This is a genomic window from Legionella qingyii (assembly GCF_003990155.1).
Classification (GTDB): Bacteria; Pseudomonadota; Gammaproteobacteria; order Legionellales; family Legionellaceae; genus Legionella; species Legionella qingyii.
Genome location: NZ_RZGX01000001.1, coordinates 45,333 through 66,922, shown reverse-complemented (window position 1 = coordinate 66,922; position 21,590 = coordinate 45,333). Strand labels below are relative to the sequence as shown.

Here is a 21,590-nt window from a genome sequence, read left to right as displayed (position 1 = left end):
TTTCAACTACTGTATCATCGAATTAAATCGTCAACTGTATACCCATCACTTTCTACTACCTTAGCAATCACCTGATTAAATTCATGGGCAATTAACTCTTTACATTGAGTAGTTATGGGCCCATTAAGTGAAATTAAGTACTCACCTTCCTGATTTTTTGAGAATAAAACCCACAAAGACCGATTAGTTACAGGGCGATCCTCACTTCCAAAATGGTTCGCATATTGATATTTAAGAATTGTATGACTCGATTCTGGAGCTGCTTTGCTAAAAAACGAAGGAGTAATATTCACCAGGATCCTTAATCGCTCTGGTTTTTGCAGGGTTATATTTAATTTAAATAATTTATTAACTTTTCTTTTAAGTGATGCATTAAAACCAATTACTTCGGCCCAACTTAAATACTTAAGATAAAAATCAACAATCATCGAATGAAGTTTACTGTTCTTAAATTGCTTGGTTAACCAGAGTTTGTTCCATCTATAAAATAAATAATGGCTTATTGTTAACCCAGAATCTTTAAATTCACTGTTTTTAATCACATGCGAGCATTTTTGAAAAGAAGCAGTTTTTAATTGTTGATCCTCAATCGACTTAATAAAATCAATGAACGTATATTGATCGTGTACCGCGATATTTAATCGTTTATATTCTGAAAACAAACCGACAACAGAATTATATTGACTGCCTTCCCTGCCGCTATGAATCTGGATAAATGGAATTTTCTTTTGCCGACTTAACTTGTAAAAAACAAGATGGCATGCAGCAATTAATCCCGTGCTGACATTCATATTTTTAGTTCGGTGCCACTCTATAAATTGTTCTGCCTGATGCGAATCAATAGGATAATGGAATAAATACTTTTTCTGGCTGCTTATAGGCATAAAGTATTTATGTCCAAGATACAGCATTTTGAACCCTTTATTATAATTCTGCCAAAAATTAATTTTATGTTTTAAATTCGTCTCATAAAGATGATTATTTTTTTTGACGAAATTAAGAAACGACTCCTTTTCTGGTTCCAGAATCAACGTCTGTCCTTGTACCAACATTTCATAGTATTTTTTAAATTGACCCAATACAAGATCACATGAAGGACCATCAACGATGATATGAGGGATCACCATGTGTAATTCATGCAGATCACTATTTATCTTATAAAGAAATACTCGAATCAGCGGTTGATGGGTTAGCGGAATATCACTCCTCATATTATTTTGGAATTCTTGATCGAGTAACGTCTCCTCATTGTCTAGAGAGATGTCTTTGTAGATTAATTCAAATTGTCCTTTCTTATTTAACACCTGGATTGGCACTTCAGTATTGAAATTCAGCCAAAAACTACTATTTTGTTTCACAACAGCATCAAATGCTTGAGCGACATAATCCTTATTCAGCCTGCCTTGAATCTGTAATTGCGTTCCAACATTATAAGAATAGCCTTGCCTGTTAAGTACCCAAAAAACGTATTGAAAATCACATAACGGTACTTCTTCGCCAATGATGTTTATAGCGGTATGGTCTGCCGCTCTATTATCAAAGTTAAATAAACTTTGTAATTCATTCGCAATATTTTTAGCAATCTTGCTAATACTTGGCTCATTAATAAAGTATTCAATAGATAAGTTCAGGGTTGGACTTTGCAATTTGTCATGAATACGATTGCGAATTTCTATAGCCATTAGCGAGTCTAAACCTAATGAGAACAAACCATCATCTACTTCAATTTGTTCGATATTGTCTAACCCTAACACATCCACCGTAATTTCGCGCAAAACTTGACTCAGTATGGCAATCGACTCTTCCTTGGTATGTTGGCGAAGAGAATTTAAGAAATTTCGATCGGCTGGATGAGTATGTTTCATAAGCTCAGCCAACCATGCTTGTTTCGGTGAATATTTAAAATAAATATCCCAGTTGATAGGACATACAGCAATTTGCGCCAATTGAGCACTTAATAAAACATCAAGAACATCGATACTGTCCTTATCCATAAGGGTAAAGCCACGTTGTTGGATAGCCTGGCTCAGGTTTGCAGTCATTCCGGTTGCGTGAAAAGGCCCCCAATTAATCGAGAGTGCAGGTAATCCTTGTTGTTGCCGTAAATAAGCCAATCCATCGAGAAATCCATTAGCCGCTACATAATTTGCTTGTCCTCTGGCACCTAATACAGAGGCTAAGGAGGAAAACAAAACAAATAGATCCAATGGAATATCTTTGGTTAACTGATGCAATATCAACGCACTATCCATTTTCGCACTTAATACATTTTGCATCTCATCGTCACTTAAATTAACCAATAAGCCATCTTGCACAATGCCGGCGAGATGAAATACGCCTTGCAGGGGTTTGGAACTTTGTTCAATATCAGTAATGATCTGTTCCATTTGCTGATAATTACTGGCATCTGCCTGATAATGCTTAATAAATACTTGCTTTTTGCGCGCACGCTCGATCAGCGTTTTGGTATCCTCAGAACACTCCGATCTACTGGTAATGACAATATAATGCGCCCCTCTGCGAATAAGGTACTCAATTAATGTTTTTGCCAAGCCTCCAGTCCCACCCGTAATCAGATAGGTTGCATCACTTTTAAACTCTTGTTGGACAAGATTTGCTGAGATCTGCGCTTTCTTTAATCTGGGAATATAAAATGTATCTCGGATTGCAAACTGATTTTCAACGCTGTTGGTAGCTAATAGATACTTTAATATCTCTGGCAAGGTACTCTTGGTATCCAAGTCGATTGAATAATTTTTAACAAGCTCAAGTTCGTTACTAAAGGTTTTCCAAAAAGCACATGCCATAGTATGGTAGGGATTTACCTTATCTGTATCATGAATCGCATATGCATTTTCTGTGACCAATATGAAGCGATGAGGCCGCAACTTAAACATTTTTTGACAACAATGAAATAGATCATTGAATTGGCTTTGATTATATAAGAACACTATATCTTTATTCTCAATAGGCCCCAATTCATTTAGACCATGTATTAATTGATAATCCAGATCACCCAATAGCTTTTTTGCCTTCTCCGGCTCATTTGATATCACAAACAACCTGGAAGTCTGCTTTTGGGTCGGCAAATTGAACTTGAAGGGACTCCATCGAGTTTGATACAGATTCTGAAGATAAGAATCATAAGGAATAAAATGACTTTGCGTCACTCTTCTTAGTTTAAACTTCTCAATTTCACCAATCAGAAAACCTGAATTATCATAAAATTTGACATCAAAACAAAGCTCATTATCATGCTCAGCAGCTCTTTGCGTTAATCGGGTCCACACACTTCGAGGTACTTCCTGAGTTGTAGTCATTCGCGCAAACGTATAAGGCACATAAGTGGAATGCTCAAATTCATTCATTCTGAGTAATAAAATACTTTGCATCACCCCATCAAGCAAAATAGGTGGATAATAATAGTTAAAGCCTTGGCTGCTTTTGGTCAGGAGTATTTTGGAAAAAATGCTGTCATGATGCAGGTAACTCTCGTGCAGAACCTGGAATTCATCTCGATAAGACAAAGCATGTTTTTTAAAATTCTCATAAATTTGCGATAAATCTAAGCGACGCTCAAAAGATGATTTTAACTCATTGATATCAACCGATTCAGAAAGCGACGGCGCTCGCGAATTGATTTCCATTTCAGAAAACAGTTGCCAATTATCATCTTGCTTCGCAAAAATATTGATTTTGTATTGTTCGTCGCTTTTTGGCTTGACTTGCAACTGAAACTCTTGAGCCTGCTTTGGGTATAATGGACGTTCAATATGAAATTGTTCAATAGAAAAAGCATTGCGTTGCAATACTAGTTTGGCGGCTGCCAAACCTGACTCAATAAAAGCGGTTGCGGGAAAAACAACTTTATCAAAAATAAAATTCTGATTGATGTATGTCAAATGTTCTAAGTCCAGCTTATTACTAAATAAAAACTCATTACCAGGCAGCGAAAACATTTGACCTAAAAGAGGATGCACAACATCCGCGGGGGATTGAGTCGAGATTTTTTTATCAACCCAAAATTCAGTCGCATCAAATACATAATGAGGTAAATTAACTTTGTTAAACTCATGACCACTGTTTTTATAGTATAGATTCCAGTCGAGTTGTTTCCCTTGCATGTAACTGGTCACAACAGAATTGAGTGCAGCCTCATTTTGCACATCAAGAACATTACTTGTTTCATGAGACATAACATACTGACCTAATTCCAACAATTGGCTCGCCTCTTGAGTTGTATGAGCAACTAAAGCCAATCGATAAGTATAATGCTCACGACAGGTCGCAGCTGTAAAACAAATATCGCTAAAATCATCTGATGTTTTTGCTAAATACCGTTGATAACTTCGGGCTAAATGCTTTAGAGCAGTTTGCGAATTCGCCGAGAAGACCAGTAATTGGGCTTTAGCGGTTTTAACAGATTGAGGTACTCCCTGCTCTGCAGTTTTAGGAAACTCTTGTAAAATAAGATGAGCATTAGTTCCACTAAAACCAAATGCACTGACCCCTGCGCTTCTTAACTTTGAGTCCGCCTCCCATTCGATGTGTTGCAAAGGGAGACGAATATCCCCAAGATGAATATGTGGATTTAATTTTTTAAAATGAAGCAACTTATAAATTTTCTTCTTTTGCAAACTGATCACTGTTTTAATAACACTCGCCACGCCAGCAGCACTTTCAAGGTGACCAATATTCGTTTTAACTGCACCAAGGTATAAGGGATTATTCTGAGTATGTCCTTTTCCATAAACCTGGTTGATTGCATGTACTTCTATGGGATCTCCTAATGGGGTGCCCGTCCCATGTGCTTCAATATAACTGATGTCACCACTGGATAAATCCGTTTGACTTAAAGCTTTTATCATGACTTCTTCCTGGCTTTTGCCATTAGGAACAGTCAATCCGGCAGAGCGTCCGTCACTATTTACTGCTGAAGCTTTAATAACCGCTAAAATGGTATCTTTATCGCGTAACGCATCAGGTAACCTTTTCAATAACAGTACGCCACAGCCTTCTGCTCTTGCATATCCATCTGCACGTTCATCAAAAGTTTTACATTGACCATCAGGAGCTAAAGCTTTGGCTTTGCATAAAGTAATGTTTGCTTCAGGCAATAGCAACACATTGACACCACCAGCAAGCGCATAATCAATTTCCCTGTTTTTTAAACTTTGACATGCATAATGAATCGCTACTAATGATGAAGAACAGGCCGTATCCACACTGATTGATGGGCCTTTCAAATCAAACGTATATGCTACGCGTCCTGGAATCAGATTCGATACATTGCCCGTTATCGAATAAACACTAAGTTCCTCGTTAGAAAAACCCGACTTCTCCAGTTGCGCATAGTATTCATTTGGACCGACACCTGCAAAAACCCCCGTTAAACTGCCACGTAATGCCCCAGGCAAATAATTTGCATTTTCTATAGCCTTATAGGAGCACTCTAAAAAGATTCGTTGTTGAGGCTCCATCAATTTTGCCTCACGAGGACTAATACCAAAGAAATTTGCGTCAAAACATTTAATGTTTTCAATTAACCCTAGTTTATTGACATAAGATTTCCCTGGTGCATCCATATCAGGATCATAATATTTTCGGTTATCCCAACGCTCCATGGGTATATCATTTATCCCACTTTTACCTTCTTCAAGTAACGTTTCAAAGGCATCAAGATCAGGAGCACTAGGAAAGGTACAACTCATGCCTATAATAGCAATTGCATCATCGGTTTTTTCTACCACTGGTTGGGGAGCTTGTTTAATAACTAATTGTTTCCCCAATTCCGACTCTATAAACTGAGCCAGCTTATTAATTGATGGATAATCAAAACCTATTGTCGCAGTTATTTTAAGGGTAGGAGCTAGCTTTTCTTTAAGCTTGGTTGCCAGTTCAGTAATCATCAATGAGTCAAAACCAAGTTCAAAATATCCCTCATCTTCATCCAACTCGTCCACTTCGGTTAGCTCAAGGATTTCTTTACAAATAGAACACACCAAATCTTTACAGGTCTTGAATCGATTCTCTGCATTAATTTTCAAATAATCATTAAGCCATAAAGATAAATTCTTATTGGCAAATTGCTCTGCCGCATGCAGAGTATCAGCTAAATGTTTGTGGAAAACAGGCGCAGGCTTAGGAACAAACTCAAGCATAAATTTGAGATAATCAGGGGATATAATTACTGCATGGCTTAACTGATCATTAATCAAAGTTTTAATAAAGGTATGTCCTTGCTCATTACTTATCAAAGACTGTTTTAACCCTTGGTCTTGAGATCGTTTTTGGGCCATACCGACCTCGCCCCAAGGCCCCCAATCAATTGCAGTTCCTACCAATCCCAAACGCCGACGTTCTGCAATCAAAGCATCTACGAAACTATTAGTACCACTGTAAACTGACTCTTTATTGCTGCCAAATACTGAGGAAATCGAAGAATAGACAACAAAGAAATCCAGATCGAAGTTTTTAGTTAACTCATGCAAATACCATCCGCCTTGCACCTTGGCAGAAAATAAATAATCTACATCCTCACTATTATGTTCCAATAAGGGAGCTTTAACCGCTACGCCTGCTGCATGAATAATACCTTTTAACAATCCATCTGCATTCAACTCAAGAAGTAAATGACGTACTTGTTCTTTGTCACTAACATCCAAACTTACAGGACGAATAATTCGACTGGTATAATTATATTGAATTTTTTTAATTGCTTCTTTTACTGCAGGTTTATCGACATTTCGCGAAGTAAGGATAACCTCTCTTGCACCTGCTGAAAGCAAAGCTTGCGCTGTGACCAGACCTAAACCGCCACAACCTCCGGTAATTAGATAACGCCCCTTTCCATAGAGCGATCTTTTCTTATCCAACAATTTGGCTTTTTGCAATCGCGCTATAAAACGTTTCCCTTCGCGATAAGCGACAATATGTTCATAGCATTCTTCAAAATTATGCTTGATTTCATCTACAATTTGCCCAGCGTAATTTTCATCTTCTGTTTTTTCCGTATCAATCAAAACAGTATTTAATTGTGGCAGCTCTAACACCAGTGTTCGGCAAAATCCAATCAGTGGGCTATCCCCCAGATTCAGCGGGCCTGCTGCGAGTTCGGTAATTGCATTCGTAGTAAGCACAATTAATTGCAATTTAAGGGCTTTTTTATCAAGCTCTTTAACGAGCGCCAAGAGCTTTTTGATGGTATTTTTTTGAAAATCGATACTGGACTCGATATCTGCTGTTGAAGGAGCGTCCAGACCTACGGCAAAAATAATCCCATCCAATTGTTCCAATGGAGGATTCTCCTCCTCCAGCAGAATATCTAAACCCTGAGCAATGAGACGTGGAGCCAGCTGTTGTGCGCCAATTAGAAGCCAATTATTCCCCTGCATTTTACGATTAGTCCGAGCACAGGGTTGAGGCTGCCATTGCAGTTGAAAACACCAGTCTTGAGGCAAAAGCGTATCTTTTAGTTTATCTTTTGTTTCAAACCAATGTTCTTCTCGAGCAAATTCGTATAAAGGGAGTTTAACTTTTATAAACTGCATATTTAGTGACCGATAAAAATCGGCCCAATGAATAATATAACCTGCTTGATAAGCAGCCTGTAATTGCGCCAATGAGATTGGATGTTGCAAGGATACTGGATTGCTTTTTTCTTTTTTTATTTGAGAGAGTGTGTATTCATTCTTTCCAATAATTGCAGCCGCTTCTTTCGCCGTGCGTGCTTTAATAGCGACTCGAAATAAGAAATGACTTCGACACATTGCTGCGGTAAAGCATATATCCGCAAACTCTTCTTGCGTATTTGCCAAATACTTTTGATAGCTTGCTAAAAGTAATTCAAGCGCGGTTTTACTTTTAGCAGAAATCACTAATAAGGACTCTTGCGGCAGTGTACGTGCCTCTATTATTTTTACAGGCGGTTCTTGCAGTACGATATGTGCGTTCGCACCGCTAAATCCAAATGAACTCACGCCGGCACATCGCAACCCATCTTCCTTAACCCAATCCATTGTATTCAATGGAATGACAGTATTTTTTAACTCAATTTCAGGATTTAATTTTTTAAAGTTGAGGTGTTTGAATATTTTATGAGCGTGTAGACTTAAAACAGCCTTAATCACTCCAGCTACTCCAGAAGCGCTTTCAGAATGGCCTATATTCGTTTTTACCGAGCTGATATAAAGGGGATTTTCTGTGCTATGGAATTCACTAAAAATTTTAGTCAGGGTATTCACTTCGATTGGATCGGCCAATGGCGTACCCGTACCATGTGCTTCAATGTAATCAATATCTTTTGGTGATAATTGTGATTTCGCAAGGGCGCTGCGAATTACCTCTTCTTGAGCAATACCATTAGGAACAGTAAATCCCCCGCTCTTACCATCACTATTAATGGAAGTTCCTTTGATTACCGCAAGAATATTATCATTGTCTTTAAGAGCGTTGCTTAACCGTTTTAAAACGATGACACCGCATCCCTCACTACGCGCATAACCATCCGCATCCTCACTGAATGTCTTGCAGCGGCTTTCGGGGGATAACATTCTGGCCTTTGAAAGGGTAATATTGGAATCGGGAGCCAGTAAGATATTCACTCCACCTGCAAGCGCCATATCACAATCACCATTTTGCAAACTCAAACATGCATCATGAATGGCGGTCATCGATGAAGAACAGGCGGTATCAATTGCCTGTATTGGTCCATGGAAATCAAATGCATAAGCCACCCGGCCAGGTATCGCATTTAAAACATTTCCAGTTGCAAAATAAATGTTTAGATCGTCCAAACCTACACCAAGACCGGCTAATAATCGTGGATACTCATTCGTACCACAACCAACAAAAACTCCGGTTTTACTGTCTTTAATCGCAGCTAGAGATAAGTTTGCATCTTCCAAAGCATGATAGCTCGTCTCCAGAAACACCCGTAATTGTGGTGACATGAGCTTGGCTTCACGTGGGCTGATATTAAAGAAATCCGCATCAAAATTTTTTATATTTTCAATTAAGCCCAGTTGTTTGATATAGAGTCGACCTAAAGCATTAACATCCGGATCATAATATTTCTCATTATCCCATCGCTCTAAAGGAATATCAGCCATACCACTTTCGCCGCGCTCTAATAAGGTTAAAAATGCATCGATAGTTTCTGCTTTGGGAAAACGGCAACTCATTCCAATGATCGCAATAGGTTCATTACTGAGTACATTGACAGTGGGTTGTCGATAAACTGGCTCTGGCATCCGGATTTGTTGTATGTGTCTGGCCAACTTATCCAAAGTTAGAAAAGCGGGAATTGACATTTTATAGGAGAAAAGCTCATAAACACTCTGCTCGAGTTCGGTTAATGACTCCTGGTTGAACCCTAAAAAGCCGAAATCCTGATGTTCCTCAATGTGTTCTTTTTTTAAAAGAGATTGTATTTGAGCGGCAAGTTTCTCTTTAATCGTTTCTATTTGTAGTTCTTTGGGTTGCAGGCATAAAGTATTTAACCCATTCTTGTTTCTGGGCTCATGCCAATAGGGCTTTCTATCAAAATAATAAAGCGGTAAATCTGCTTTATTAAATGGAACATTATCTGGATCGATTTTTATATTAAATCCTGCAAGAAACGCCTCATGAATCTGAAATGCATCAGAAGCTATTTTTTGTATCTCTTTTTTTACAGTGATCTTGTGTAATTCATAATTGTCAGACTCAATCTTTTGGATCAAGGTTTCTTTATCTCGAGTAACAATGGCACAACGATATTTAAAATGATCGCGACAGTTGATGAGTGTAAAACAAATATCGTGCAAACTCGTCGGCGTCTCTCGAAGATATAATGCATAACGTGCCAACATTTGCCTTAATGAATACTCACTCTTTGCTGACACAACAAAACATTTTGCTTGCCCATCATCTAATGATGCGGATGGCAAGGAATCATGAGTTGCTTCTTCAATGATGGCACTGACATTGGTTCCACTAAATCCGAAGTTAGAGATCTGCACATGCCTCTTTTTATTTTTTTGCTTCTTAAAAGCAATTGGTTCTACGGGTAAAAGTGCAGGTATACCCTCAGGATCTATGGTTTTGTTCGGTTTCGTGTAATGTAAATTGGCTGGAATTGTTTCATGGTTTAATGCGCCAATTGCCTTAATCAGTGATGCAACCCCTGATGATGCAATACTGTGACCTATATTACTTTTTACTGCACCAACAATCAGAGGATTATCTTGAGTATGATGCCCTTTATGGATCTGTTGGATTGCATTAAACTCAACTGAATCACCAACGATTGTACCGGTTCCATGCGCTTCAATATAATCAATATCACTTGGAGTTAAATGAGCTTGTGCCATCACTTCGTGGTGAAGGGCAATTTGTGACTTAATATTTGGAGCAACCAGAATCGTCCCATCATCACCATCCTGATTCATGACAATACTTTTGAGTACCGCATGGATTGTATCTTGATCTTTGCGCGCATCACTTAAGCGTTTTACAATAACAACGCCACACCCTTCGCTTCGGACAAACCCATCCGCATTCTTATCAAAACTGCGGCATTGATCCTGCGCAGATAACATATTTGCTTTAGTCAAACCTATAAAATTTTCAGGGCAAAGATTAAGATGAACTCCACCGACAATTGCTATAGAACATTGCTTCATTCTCAATGAGTTTGCCGCGAGGTAAAGAGCAGAAAATGAAGAAGAACAGGCTGTATCCACTGCGATGCTGGGTCCTTTCAAATTGAGAAAGTGCGAAAGTCTTCCTGCTGCAGCACTGCTGGCTGCACCAATCTGGGTATACGCATTAAATTCAATATTGTCTTTATAATTGAGTTGGCTGTAATCCTGAGTTGAACAACCACAGAATACAGCTGCATTTGAATTATTTAATGAATCCAGTGGAATGTTGGCATGATTTAAAGCACGAATCGCTACTTCTAAAAAAAGTCGATGTTGGGGATCCATTTGTTTGGCTTCGATTGCAGATATTTTAAAAAAAGATGCATCGAATAACTGAGGATTATTAAGAAAACCTCCTTTACGACCAATTATTTTATCGGCTTTCTCACGATCAGGATCATAATACTCATCAACATCCCAACGATCTCTTGGCATTTCTTTAATAGGCGAAAGCCCCTTGAGCAGCATCGCATAAAATGCCTCAACATCTTCTACATCCGAATCAACACCAGGAAATTGGCAATTCATTCCAATGATTGCAAGAGGTTCATTAAGAATGTCTATTAGATTATGTTCCTGGTTATTTTTCACCACTTTAAAATACTCCCATACCACCAGAGACAATACCATTAAGTTTAATGGCAATGACCACCAGGGGCAGTACACAAAATAAAAATAAAAAATAGCAATAATAAGGACTTATAACAAGACACTGAATTTTTGCATGATAGGATAAACACACTTTGATTTTGTTTATTAATGAATATCAGTTTCTTTTATATGCTGATTCAACATATCCCCACTATCTTTATTTCATCTGAAAACAATAACGTCCTGGCTCAAAAATTTATTCACAGAGTGCCTTTAAAATGAGCATCATAACGCTCACAGGACTTCTAAATAACTTCAACCTAACCCATTGATTTTTGGTAGTTGAAGTTATTTAGAAGTCCTGATTCATACTTATTTAATAGCACAAAAGTTTCAATAGAACAAAAAAACAGAACAAGTATACTTCTTTGTCGCAATATTGACGGAAGTTGTATTTGATTAGGGCGTGTTTACAATTCATTCCCACCGCCTACTATTTTCTTACCAATTGACAAAATACATTCATCATCGCAATTTGCTCGATGTTCGTTGGAATCGCATCAAGCAAGAAAGGCGAATAGACAACAATTGCCAAACACTGAGCCCGCGAGATGGCAACGTTTATTCTGTTTTTATCAAAAAGAAAATTAAGTCCTCGAGGAGATTCATCCGCATTACTCGCACACATGCTCAAAAAAACAATTGGTGCTTCCTGCCCTTGAAATTTATCAACGCTTCCTACTTTAGCCTGTTCACCGAGTGCTATCTTCAATTTATTCACCTGATGATTGTATGGAGCAACAAACAGGATATCCTCCCAACTGATTACTTTTTGCGAACCATTTTTTTCCTTAAATGTTCTGCCCAAAAGTTCCTTGGTCAATAATACAATCTGCTGGACCTCCTCATCACTGGCTTGGGTATTTCCCTCATGAATGACAGGTACAGGAATAATTCCCGCCTCCTTATTTAGCACGCCCTGATATCCTTGGGGAATGCTTATTAATCGATGCTCATTTTCAGAGGCAGTTTCCAATTTTCCCTCATAAATAGCTTCACTGATAAATTGATTTACCGCAGGATGCATTCTATAGGTAGTACCCAGAAAAACTCCCATAGAATCTGGAATTGTTGGGGTTGTGTGTAACAAGTACTCTAATATGGATAAACCACTTTCTTCAGGATGGCTTCCCTGGGAAGGTTGTCCCAACTGCATTTGATCGCCCATTAATATAATATTGTGAGTTGCATGACTCATGGCAATTAAATTTGCAACACTAACCTGTCCTGCCTCATCAATAAAAAGATAATCAAAAGCATCGGCTAATTCTTCTCTGCTAAACCCCCAAGCCGTAGTACCGACAACACACCCAGGTTGAATAAAATCAACAATTTCTTTATTCTCCAGAACCGCAATATTTAAAGTGTCAACTTCCTCATCTGTATTACGTGTGCAAGCAAAATGCCCTTTTATTCCTTTTTCAAGGCAGTAATCCGCAGTACTCAATAACAAGTTATTGATTGCTTTATGACTATTTGATGAGATGCCTATTTTTTTTCCTCTTTGAATGAGCTCGGCGATCAGATGTTTCCCAGTGTAGGTTTTTCCAGCACCAGGAGGACCTTGAAGTGTTAGATAACTATTATTTAAATTGATAACAGCACGAATAATTTCAGTTAATCGCTCTTGGGGATTATGACTTGGTGCTATAGCTAATCCTTGAGGATGATCTTTAATTCGCGGATAAGACTTGTTTAGAAAATCCAATATCGCAGTATGTTCTAGTAAGCCTTGCTCAAATAAAGCAGCTTGCTTGGCAATTGCATCAGGAATCGAATGAGGATCGACATATTCATTAGGAATCAAAGTAATAGGCTCATCGGGTTCATTTTTCATTTGCAAGACAATAATCCCATGTTCCAGATTACTGTCTTTTTCATAATAATTGGCGGTGAGCGTCTTACCCTCTTCTGTTTCCTGACCTAAAATGAAATATTGCTTGGCTCCTCCTTTAAATTCCTGCTCCGGATCAAAAAAATACTCATAAGCCATATTACGTGACTTGGGTGAAAGCTTATATGGTGGCTTAGGGGTTCGTCGGCAATAGGCCAAACAATCAATATCATCAAGTAGTTCTTCTCCAGTTAAACCCAGACGTTCAAACATACGCCAAAACACCGGTTTGGCTTCACGTCTATGGAACTCAATTGACCATGCCAAAATCAAATTTATTTTGGCTAATTGTAAGTTACCTTCTGCTTTTAAACATTCGGCGTTTGCCAGTAATCGATCTCGTAATTGAATACGCTCACTTAATTCTTCCTTTACCTCAAGTTCAACAGGTTCCTTTTTACCTAAATAACTAATACCTTGTTCTTTTTGCCGCACTCTCAACCAATCAACCAGTTCCTGAGTGGAATTACAATCATCAATATTATAAGCGCGAATATCATTTAATATTTTTGACATTTGCCAATTTTCTCCGTCTGGATTTTCTCGCCAATGTTCGTAAACGACGACTGAATCACCTCCAGATCCTACTTCAGTATCACGTTTAGCTCTATATAAATGCTCTATATTTTTAATGGAGTAACGCGGCTCGCCAATAATTAAAGAGGCTTTAACGATTTTATATAAATCAACAAATACTTCATTACGTAAAAGCTGATCCACCTCATCTTCGCACACGCCGTATCGCCCCATGAGTCGTCGACATGCAGAAACTTCATAGTTGGCATAATGATAAATATGCATTTTCGGATCTTCTTGCCAACGCTGATAAACCCACTTTATAAAAGCTTGAAAACTTTCTTTCTCTTGCGCCGAATTATGAGCCCAAAAATCTTTATACTGGCGTTGACCTTTTTCATCAAAATAAGCAATCCCCCAAAGATACTCCAACCCCCCTTCTTCAAGGGGAAAACCTTCAATATCAAAAAATACATCCTGTGATGATCCGGCAGGTAAAAGCGCCAAACCGTGCTTTTGTCCTGGGACGTGAGCTGTCATTTGATATAAAGGAATATCCTTGCCGCTACTTTTTTTTTGAATTTTAGCTTGTGCTTGCAAACGCGCAAAACGCTCCGGTTTAATTCCTTTGACCCAGGAACAATCTGCATGAGCTAATGCAGTCATTGTCTTAATACCTGCCTGATACAGCTTTTTGATTTGTCCTGTCGTAATGGTTGCAACCTGAATCAAATGATCTGCATTGACTAATAACTCCTCAGCATAAGTACTCCATCTTCCCCAGCTTTTAGATGCCGCAGGATCAGGGCATGCAGCAGGATCAAAATTCTGTTGCGCCAATAAAAACTGTTGTTTCAAATTCTGATAAAAATAAAAATAATCTGCAGTGCGAAAACGTCTTTGCTCCTTATTTCCTAAAACGACGGTGATGTATTCTGTTCTACAGCCCTGCATGTCTTCGAGCATTTCCGCGTAGCAACATAATTGCAGCAGAAAACCAGGTTTCACAGAACGAGCAAGTTTGGTATCCCAAACCTCATAAATGTATTCACCAAATCGACTTTGGCCTGCTGTTTTTATTAAAAAATCGGCATACCCCTGAAATGGAGGCGATTGCAAATGAGCCTGATAAATCACATCGACGCCATTATTCATAGCCGTTAACGTTGCCTCGTATGAATTGGCTTGTTGATGCAAATTTGCAACGGATAATCCTTGTTTTTCAAAAAATTCTAAAAGTTCTAATTCATGTTGATGGCCCAAATGCTGCAATACATCATTTAATTCATCTTTTTTATCAGATGGGGGTAATAAATCAGGGCGAACCACTGCAAGATGTTCTATCCAGGATACAAAAGGACTTTCCATAAACTGAGTGAGATCCGATGGCGAAAAAACTAATTGACTGGATTTAATGTACATTTTGAAACAATTTAATATGGGGTTAATTAAAAAGTATACCAAAACATTAGACCTGTGAAATATTTAAACTAACCTATTGATTTTTTTTGTTTTTTTAAAATTTTGAGCAAGGGCGTCGAAAATAGTATAAAATCAAGCCAATAATGTCTCTGCAACTGGAGCACAATATACGAAATGATGAATAAAAATGAAAAAATACCCCCGGAAAATCAAAAGACAATAAATAAAACGGTGGGATTTGTAACCAGTTCTTTAGCACTTTATGCTTTGCTTCGCAAAGGCAATTACAGAGCTGCTTTTCTTTTGTATCAGAAAAGCGGTGGCGTTGGTTTCAATATTTATAAGGAACAGGAAAATGGCAAATTAAAACGCTGTTTTGCCATTGACTATCATCCTTTTTGGGATAAAAAAACCAATCAATCTGTTTGGAAATTGCATTATCATCGTGGTGAAAATGAAAGCCAAATGAAGAAACATAGACCTTATCAAGGTGGATGGTAATCTCCTTTTATAGTTTGGTATGTACTATTATGTACACTCCTTCGCCTCATTCGCTTGCGCTTTGTCTAAAACATAATGGGCTATGCTATAGCTTTAAATTATGATGCTAATAATATGATTAAATTGAAATTTTTATAGTTATTACCCATAATGTTGCTCTTTACTTTAACAAGAGTACCAATAATGAAATTTGAAAAAATTGAATATTTTCTTAAAAAAGCAGGGTTTCAGCTTACTCATGAAGGAGTAGGATTTGGAGAAGTGGAAGGGTGTCCTTCATATCTCTATCAAAAAAATATTTTAGGCAGTACCCCACAAATGATTCAATTAGCTGTATCAGGAGAAAATAAAGAGGACATACATCCGGTCTATAGTGACAATGTTCCTAAGCTGGTTCGTGATTCAGTTAATAATATAATCAATAATAACATGATTGAGTCCGCAAATATTATAAGATTTTAGCTTTAGGATGCAGCGCAGCGGAAGCTAGAATTGTGATATTGGCTTATAACTCACGAATCCACTGTATAGCCTAGTCTTAATAAATTGATTCCAGTAAAATCCATGGTTAGTACATGCACACCCACTAAAGGTTTTTCCTGTCTTTTTGTACCGGGGAGTCTTGATATTTAAGTCACTAAGTAGTTTGCTTAAAGTATTGAACTCAGGGCTCCCAACATCCTTAATATTGAATCAACAAAGCCTATTACCTATACAAGTTGAAGCGCATCGTTTTGCTCGTCTTGTGTATTAATGTCTATGCCATAAGTATCTTGCCCAAATTTTCTGAGTGTTTCCCAGGAATTTGGAAATTTATAAGAATCAAAATAGTGGAAGAAGCGATACATTTCTGAGCCATAAATCTCTTCTCCTATGGAGTTGGTTGTTACATAAAAATGAAGTTGTAACGTTTTTTTTAATTGCTTTACTCGTGCTAGAAAGTCTGACAATGATTCACTTTCTTTGACATAGTTCACCAGGGACTTTTGAAGTGCTTGCCACTCTTTTTGATTGTTGCTACCTCGTTCCTTGAGTAATTTATCTTCAAATTCCTGTGGATTAAAGTTATCTATTACTATGTCTGACTTCAGTTCTGCATTGTTAGGGTCTAATGATTCTTCCAGCTCAAATTGTTTCAGCTTGATTAAATTCGTTTTTATCTTTTTGGCGATCTCTTCACAGGACAACAGAGTAATCCGCGGATCTAAATCCAAACAAATGCCCAATTTATTCTTCAAGAGCAGCTGATTAAGAATACCTAAAGTAAAGGTTCTCCCATTACCATCGGGAAAGGGATGTAATAAAATCATTGACTTGATAAAACGTGCAATATCGACTAATGAGGGGGACTTTATTTGATTAAATTCAGCCACCAAGTGTTCGAATTTTGGCTGAATAGCATCAAAATCTTCATATCTAGCAAGGATGTATTGTATTCTAATAAGTTCCGAAAGTTCATTTTCAGTAAGCTTTACTGCATCAATAAATGGATTAATACTATCAAAAGGTGGAATATATCTAAGTCTATATCTTGCATTTTTTAATTCATTAAACAGTCTCCTGGCCATATCACTATTTGATTGACATTTAAAACTATCTCTCATTTCCTGAACTGTTTTGAAATGTCTAGGAGGGGTATTAACATCAACCAATTCAAATCGAGGTCCATAACCCGAATGGTTTTTTTCAGCCCATTCAAGCAGCTCAAGTATTCCCTGCTCACTAATATTACTATCATCTGTAAGAAATGCGACTGAACCTTTTCGAGTAGGGAATTTCATATTGGCGCGTTTTGCTGGATTCATCGCATTGAAAACATCAATAATTTGGGCTGTTGTTAGTACCTTTTCAGCATTTTGCAAAGCAATTAGGATTCCAGCAAAGAGCTCTTCTTTCGCAGCATCAGTGTAACTTTGTGAGACATATGGAATTTTTAAACGATTATCGAGATTATTCTTTATATACTGAAATATTTTTGCAATGTTCATTTTAACAACCGCTTAATAAAATTGAAATCAATTATAAATAATCAACCTTAATATTTTATTAAATAAGTGATTTTGTAATTTTCATTACTTTGTGCCGGACAAAAAACGAATGCAAACAAGAATAATTAGAGATAACTCACTGATTTACAATATATTTTATATGATCTGCTTCGACTAAAAAGGAGCCTATATGATATAGCTAAGATCAACGTGTTTATGTTGTCTATTTGTTATGAAGGAATTGCAATTCCTTTATTTAGTCGCTGGCGCGAAATAGCCATTTCCAAGTACAATTAATGCCCACTTCGATTCTTTTGTGATATGCTATGCCACCTTTAATAGTCACGCAAGGTGAAATGATGCATTCAAAAGAAGAGCAAATAGTAAAAAACGATTCGAACAAGGATTATGTCGATGATATTGAAAGCATTAATGAGCTTTCTGTAGCAGAACAAGTATTTGCTCGCTTGCAAATCTATTCAGAAGGATTTAAACCCGCCTTTTTTACGGAAAAAGATTTATCAACTCTTTCATTAACTTCAAAAACACTCAACGAAGTAGCATCAGCTGAGCTGACTCAGCGAGCAGCAAAACAACTCTTAACTTATGTGCTTATGGGTGAGCAAAATAAAGCAGAAGTCATGATAAAAGCGAATCCATCATTGCTCTTGATTCAATCAAAAGCCGTAGATTACTCCGGAAGAACCATTATAGGAACAGCATTTCGAGCGGCACTTGGTGCCGGAGACAAACCCATGTGGGAGATGATACTTCCTTATTGTGAGAACTTAAAACAAGGAGAAGCCTTAAGACAGTTTAATGAGCAGTTTCCCAAGGGAATTGAGGATGAAGTTTCTGCAGAAGAGCTACAAGCCTATTACAATGCCATTGCATTAGCCATTATCAATGATGAAGACCATGGTGTCTCCGTGATTGAAGGATTTAGAAAAGAAATAACCTGCCAAAAGGAAATTACGCAAGGCAAGCATTTTAATCTGCAGCACTTAATCGCAGCGTATCAGGCCTACATCGATAACTTTGATACTTTGGATAATTGGGACAACCGTGACTTATTTTGGCAAAAAGTGATTGGTTATGTGCAGCGGCAGATGACCGGTTATGACGCCCAAATTCATTGTTCGGGTGTAGAGAGCGTATTAGATAACGAGAGTTCATTCAGCAGGACGTTTGAGTTGTTAAATGAAAAGAAATTGTTCCCCTTACAAATTGATTCTGGTCTTGGTTTCGATTTTGCTTGTTATAGTTATTATGGCGTGGGCGGGGAAGCGCGCCCAGCGAGGGCGATCGCGCGGGGGTACCCGGTGGTGGGCTGCTTGCCGGACCGTCTTGAAAAATTATGTGGAGAAAAAACAAATGCCCTTGCTGGACTTAGAGAGTCACTTGAGCAAGGAGTGTATTACCAGCTCATTTAATACTTGATATCAAGACGCATCACAAAAGGATATTGTTCGCACATCAAAATCATGAGTCATTTGATGTGCCTGAACTATTTCAAGAAACTCGTGCAAAGGATAAGTTGAATGACCAATTGTAAAAACTCAGGCATCCCCCTAAATTAAATTACTCCTTAAATATCACGAACAGGCTGTTGTTCTAAATTCTTCGCGCCAGCCCAACGTGGAAAAAAAGGACCTAGTTTTTTAATAAAATCATAGGCCATAAATAATGCACCTAGAGCAAATATTACATCTCCAGGTAATCGTAACCATTGCCAGAGTACTGTTGTATTATAAAATTCAAGGCTTCTTGAATGAGCAAAACCATGCTCATACACATCCATCAACTGCGCCCAACCAACAGGAAAGAAATTCAACACGATCCATAAGACAAGCCCCAGGTTATATAACCAAAAGGCCCAAATTCCTAAACGATCACTCCATGGGTGACGATCTCCGGCGGCATAGCGTAGGCAAAAATAAATCAAACCAAGGCCAAGCAAACCAAATGCACCAAATAATGCCGTATGTGCATGGTTTAAAGTAAGAAATGTCCCATGCTCATAATAATTTACAAGTGGCGCATTGAGTGTGCCTCCACCGAAAACTCCTGCACCAACAAAATTCCAAAAGGAGGCGCCCAAGATATAGAGATAAGCCAGATTATAAGTAAACGCCCGTTGTCGCTTAATCAATTGATGATGTTCAATAGCATCAATAATGAGGAGCACTAAAGGCAATACTTCAATAAATGAAAACATAGATCCTAAGGGCACCCATAAATCCGGAGTGCCTGTCCAATACCAGTGATGACCTGTACCGATGATACCTCCCAAAAATACCAGAATTGTTTCAAAATACATGGTTCGTTCTGCCAAAGAACGCGAAATTAATCCTGTTCCCATTAAGAGATAAGCAGTGGCGCATGCAGCAAAAAACTCAAATGACTGCTCTACCCAAAGATGAACTACCCACCACCGCCAAAAATCTGTGATTGTGAACGATTTTTCAATCCCGGTTAATGGGATCATTCCAAAGCAATACAGTACAGCAACGTTTATTGTACTTGCCCAAAAAAGATGCTCTAAACGAATACGTCCAGTCCAAAACTCAATGGTTGCCGTTTTTAAGCCACTCCAGGTAGGCCACATACCACGAAAAACAATAAAGCTCCAAAGGAAAAGGCCTACACAAAATCCAATTTGCCATAATCGGCCAAGCTGTAGGTAAGACAAACCTTGATTGCCAATCCAAAACCAGGATTCATTCACATACCCCATAATCCCCAAATAATTACCGACAATGGCTCCACCAACAATAAATAAAGTGACCCAAAACAGCAGATCGACAAAAAAACCTTGTCGTTTCGCTTCTTTTTTACTAATAAGCGGTGCCATAAAAACAGCAGCACTCACCCATGAAAGAGCGATCCAGACTATAGGTGTTTGGATGTGTACATCACGTAAGAAATTAAAGGGTAAATAATCATTAATATTTATTCCATAAAAACCAGTACGCTCTGTGTAATAATGCGCCATAATGGCACCTACAGCGATTTGAATTAGCAAAACCAGTGCAACGACAACAAAATATTGCCCTACCTTGCGCTGACTTGGTGTCAGTGGCTCAAACCCCAAAAACACTGGTGTTTTAAATGAATCATCAGGAGTACTCAAATATCGATGATAAATATAAAGTACCGCGCCAAAACCCAAAAATACAAAACAAAACGATACCCAAGTCCAATAAAAAGTATGCGCTGTAGGCGTATTACCCATAGTAGGTTCATAGGGCCAATTATTGGTATATGAACTATTTTGTCCTGGTCTATGAGCAATCGTAGTGAGCGAAGAATAAATAAGAAAGTCAGCGGTTTGTAAGGCAGTTTGCTCATTCAAACTGTACGCTTTGGTCCAACCTGCTTCGGCATCATGATTAAGCAGGGTTTGTGAAATTTGATTCCGCAGTTGCAATATTGCATCAGCAACTGGTTGCGACAACATACTGGTTTGTTGACTCAGATCCGTTTGTTGTAGATCTCGCTGCATTGCCTGGCGCACAACGTATTGCTCTCCTTCTGCCAGATTCAGGAAAGTTTTGCCGAAACGTTGTTGTGCTATTTTATCCTCTATAATTCGACCAAGGCTTACTAAATATTTTGCCGTATAATCCTCTCCAAAATAAGAACCCATACCATAAAGACTTCCATAATCCATGAGGTCTGCACGTTGAAACCCTGCTTTGCCTGCGACTATATCATCGGCGGTCATCACGATCTGTCCCGAAGCAGATTGAAATTGCTGCGGTAAAGGAGGAACAAGCTGATAGGTTTTATAGGTCCCCCAAATTAAGATCATAAAACAGATGATTGCAGTAATTAACAGAATCCATTTTAATACATTAGAGACTTTATCCGAGGCTATAGGTTCAGCACTTGAATTTGAGGATAGATGATCCATTCGACACATTCCTTATG

7 protein-coding genes are annotated in these 21,590 nt (G+C 38.1%); 3 read left to right on the top strand and 4 right to left on the bottom strand.

The genetic code is table 11. From position 1 onward, the window contains the following. Positions 1-14: 14 nt before the first annotated feature. Positions 15-11,315, bottom strand: coding sequence for an SDR family NAD(P)-dependent oxidoreductase (locus tag ELY20_RS00230; RefSeq protein ID WP_110143259.1), 11,301 nt, complete (start codon positions 11,313-11,315; stop codon positions 15-17). Positions 11,316-11,769: 454 nt separating this feature from the next. Continuing rightward, a complete protein-coding gene (locus ELY20_RS00225; RefSeq protein ID WP_110143260.1) occupies positions 11,770-15,168 on the bottom strand; it encodes a TM0106 family RecB-like putative nuclease in 3,399 nt (1,132 codons plus the stop codon). 174 nt (positions 15,169-15,342) lie between these two features. Between ELY20_RS00225 and ELY20_RS00220 the strand changes: the two genes are divergently transcribed. Next, positions 15,343-15,669 carry a hypothetical protein gene (locus ELY20_RS00220; protein ID WP_126955401.1) on the top strand — a complete coding sequence of 109 codons (327 nt, stop codon included), beginning with the start codon at positions 15,343-15,345 and terminating at the stop codon, positions 15,667-15,669. 183 nt (positions 15,670-15,852) lie between these two features. Continuing rightward, positions 15,853-16,131 carry a hypothetical protein gene (locus ELY20_RS00215; RefSeq protein WP_110143262.1) on the top strand — a complete coding sequence of 93 codons (279 nt, stop codon included), beginning with the start codon at positions 15,853-15,855 and terminating at the stop codon, positions 16,129-16,131. Positions 16,132-16,379: 248 nt separating this feature from the next. On the opposite strand, the gene ELY20_RS00210 is transcribed toward ELY20_RS00215, so the two are convergent. Beyond that, positions 16,380-17,657, bottom strand: a complete 1,278-nt coding sequence (locus tag ELY20_RS00210) for a Fic family protein (protein WP_110143263.1) — start codon at positions 17,655-17,657, stop codon at positions 16,380-16,382. A gap of 356 nt (positions 17,658-18,013) precedes the next feature. Between ELY20_RS00210 and ELY20_RS00205 the strand changes: the two genes are divergently transcribed. After that, complete coding sequence (locus ELY20_RS00205) at positions 18,014-19,090, top strand: hypothetical protein (protein ID WP_233590450.1); 1,077 nt, start codon at positions 18,014-18,016, stop codon at positions 19,088-19,090. A 155-nt stretch (positions 19,091-19,245) separates the two neighbouring features. On the opposite strand, the gene ELY20_RS00200 is transcribed toward ELY20_RS00205, so the two are convergent. Next, positions 19,246-21,573 carry a nitric-oxide reductase large subunit gene (locus tag ELY20_RS00200; RefSeq protein WP_110143264.1) on the bottom strand — a complete coding sequence of 776 codons (2,328 nt, stop codon included), beginning with the start codon at positions 21,571-21,573 and terminating at the stop codon, positions 19,246-19,248. Positions 21,574-21,590 lie beyond the last annotated feature (17 nt).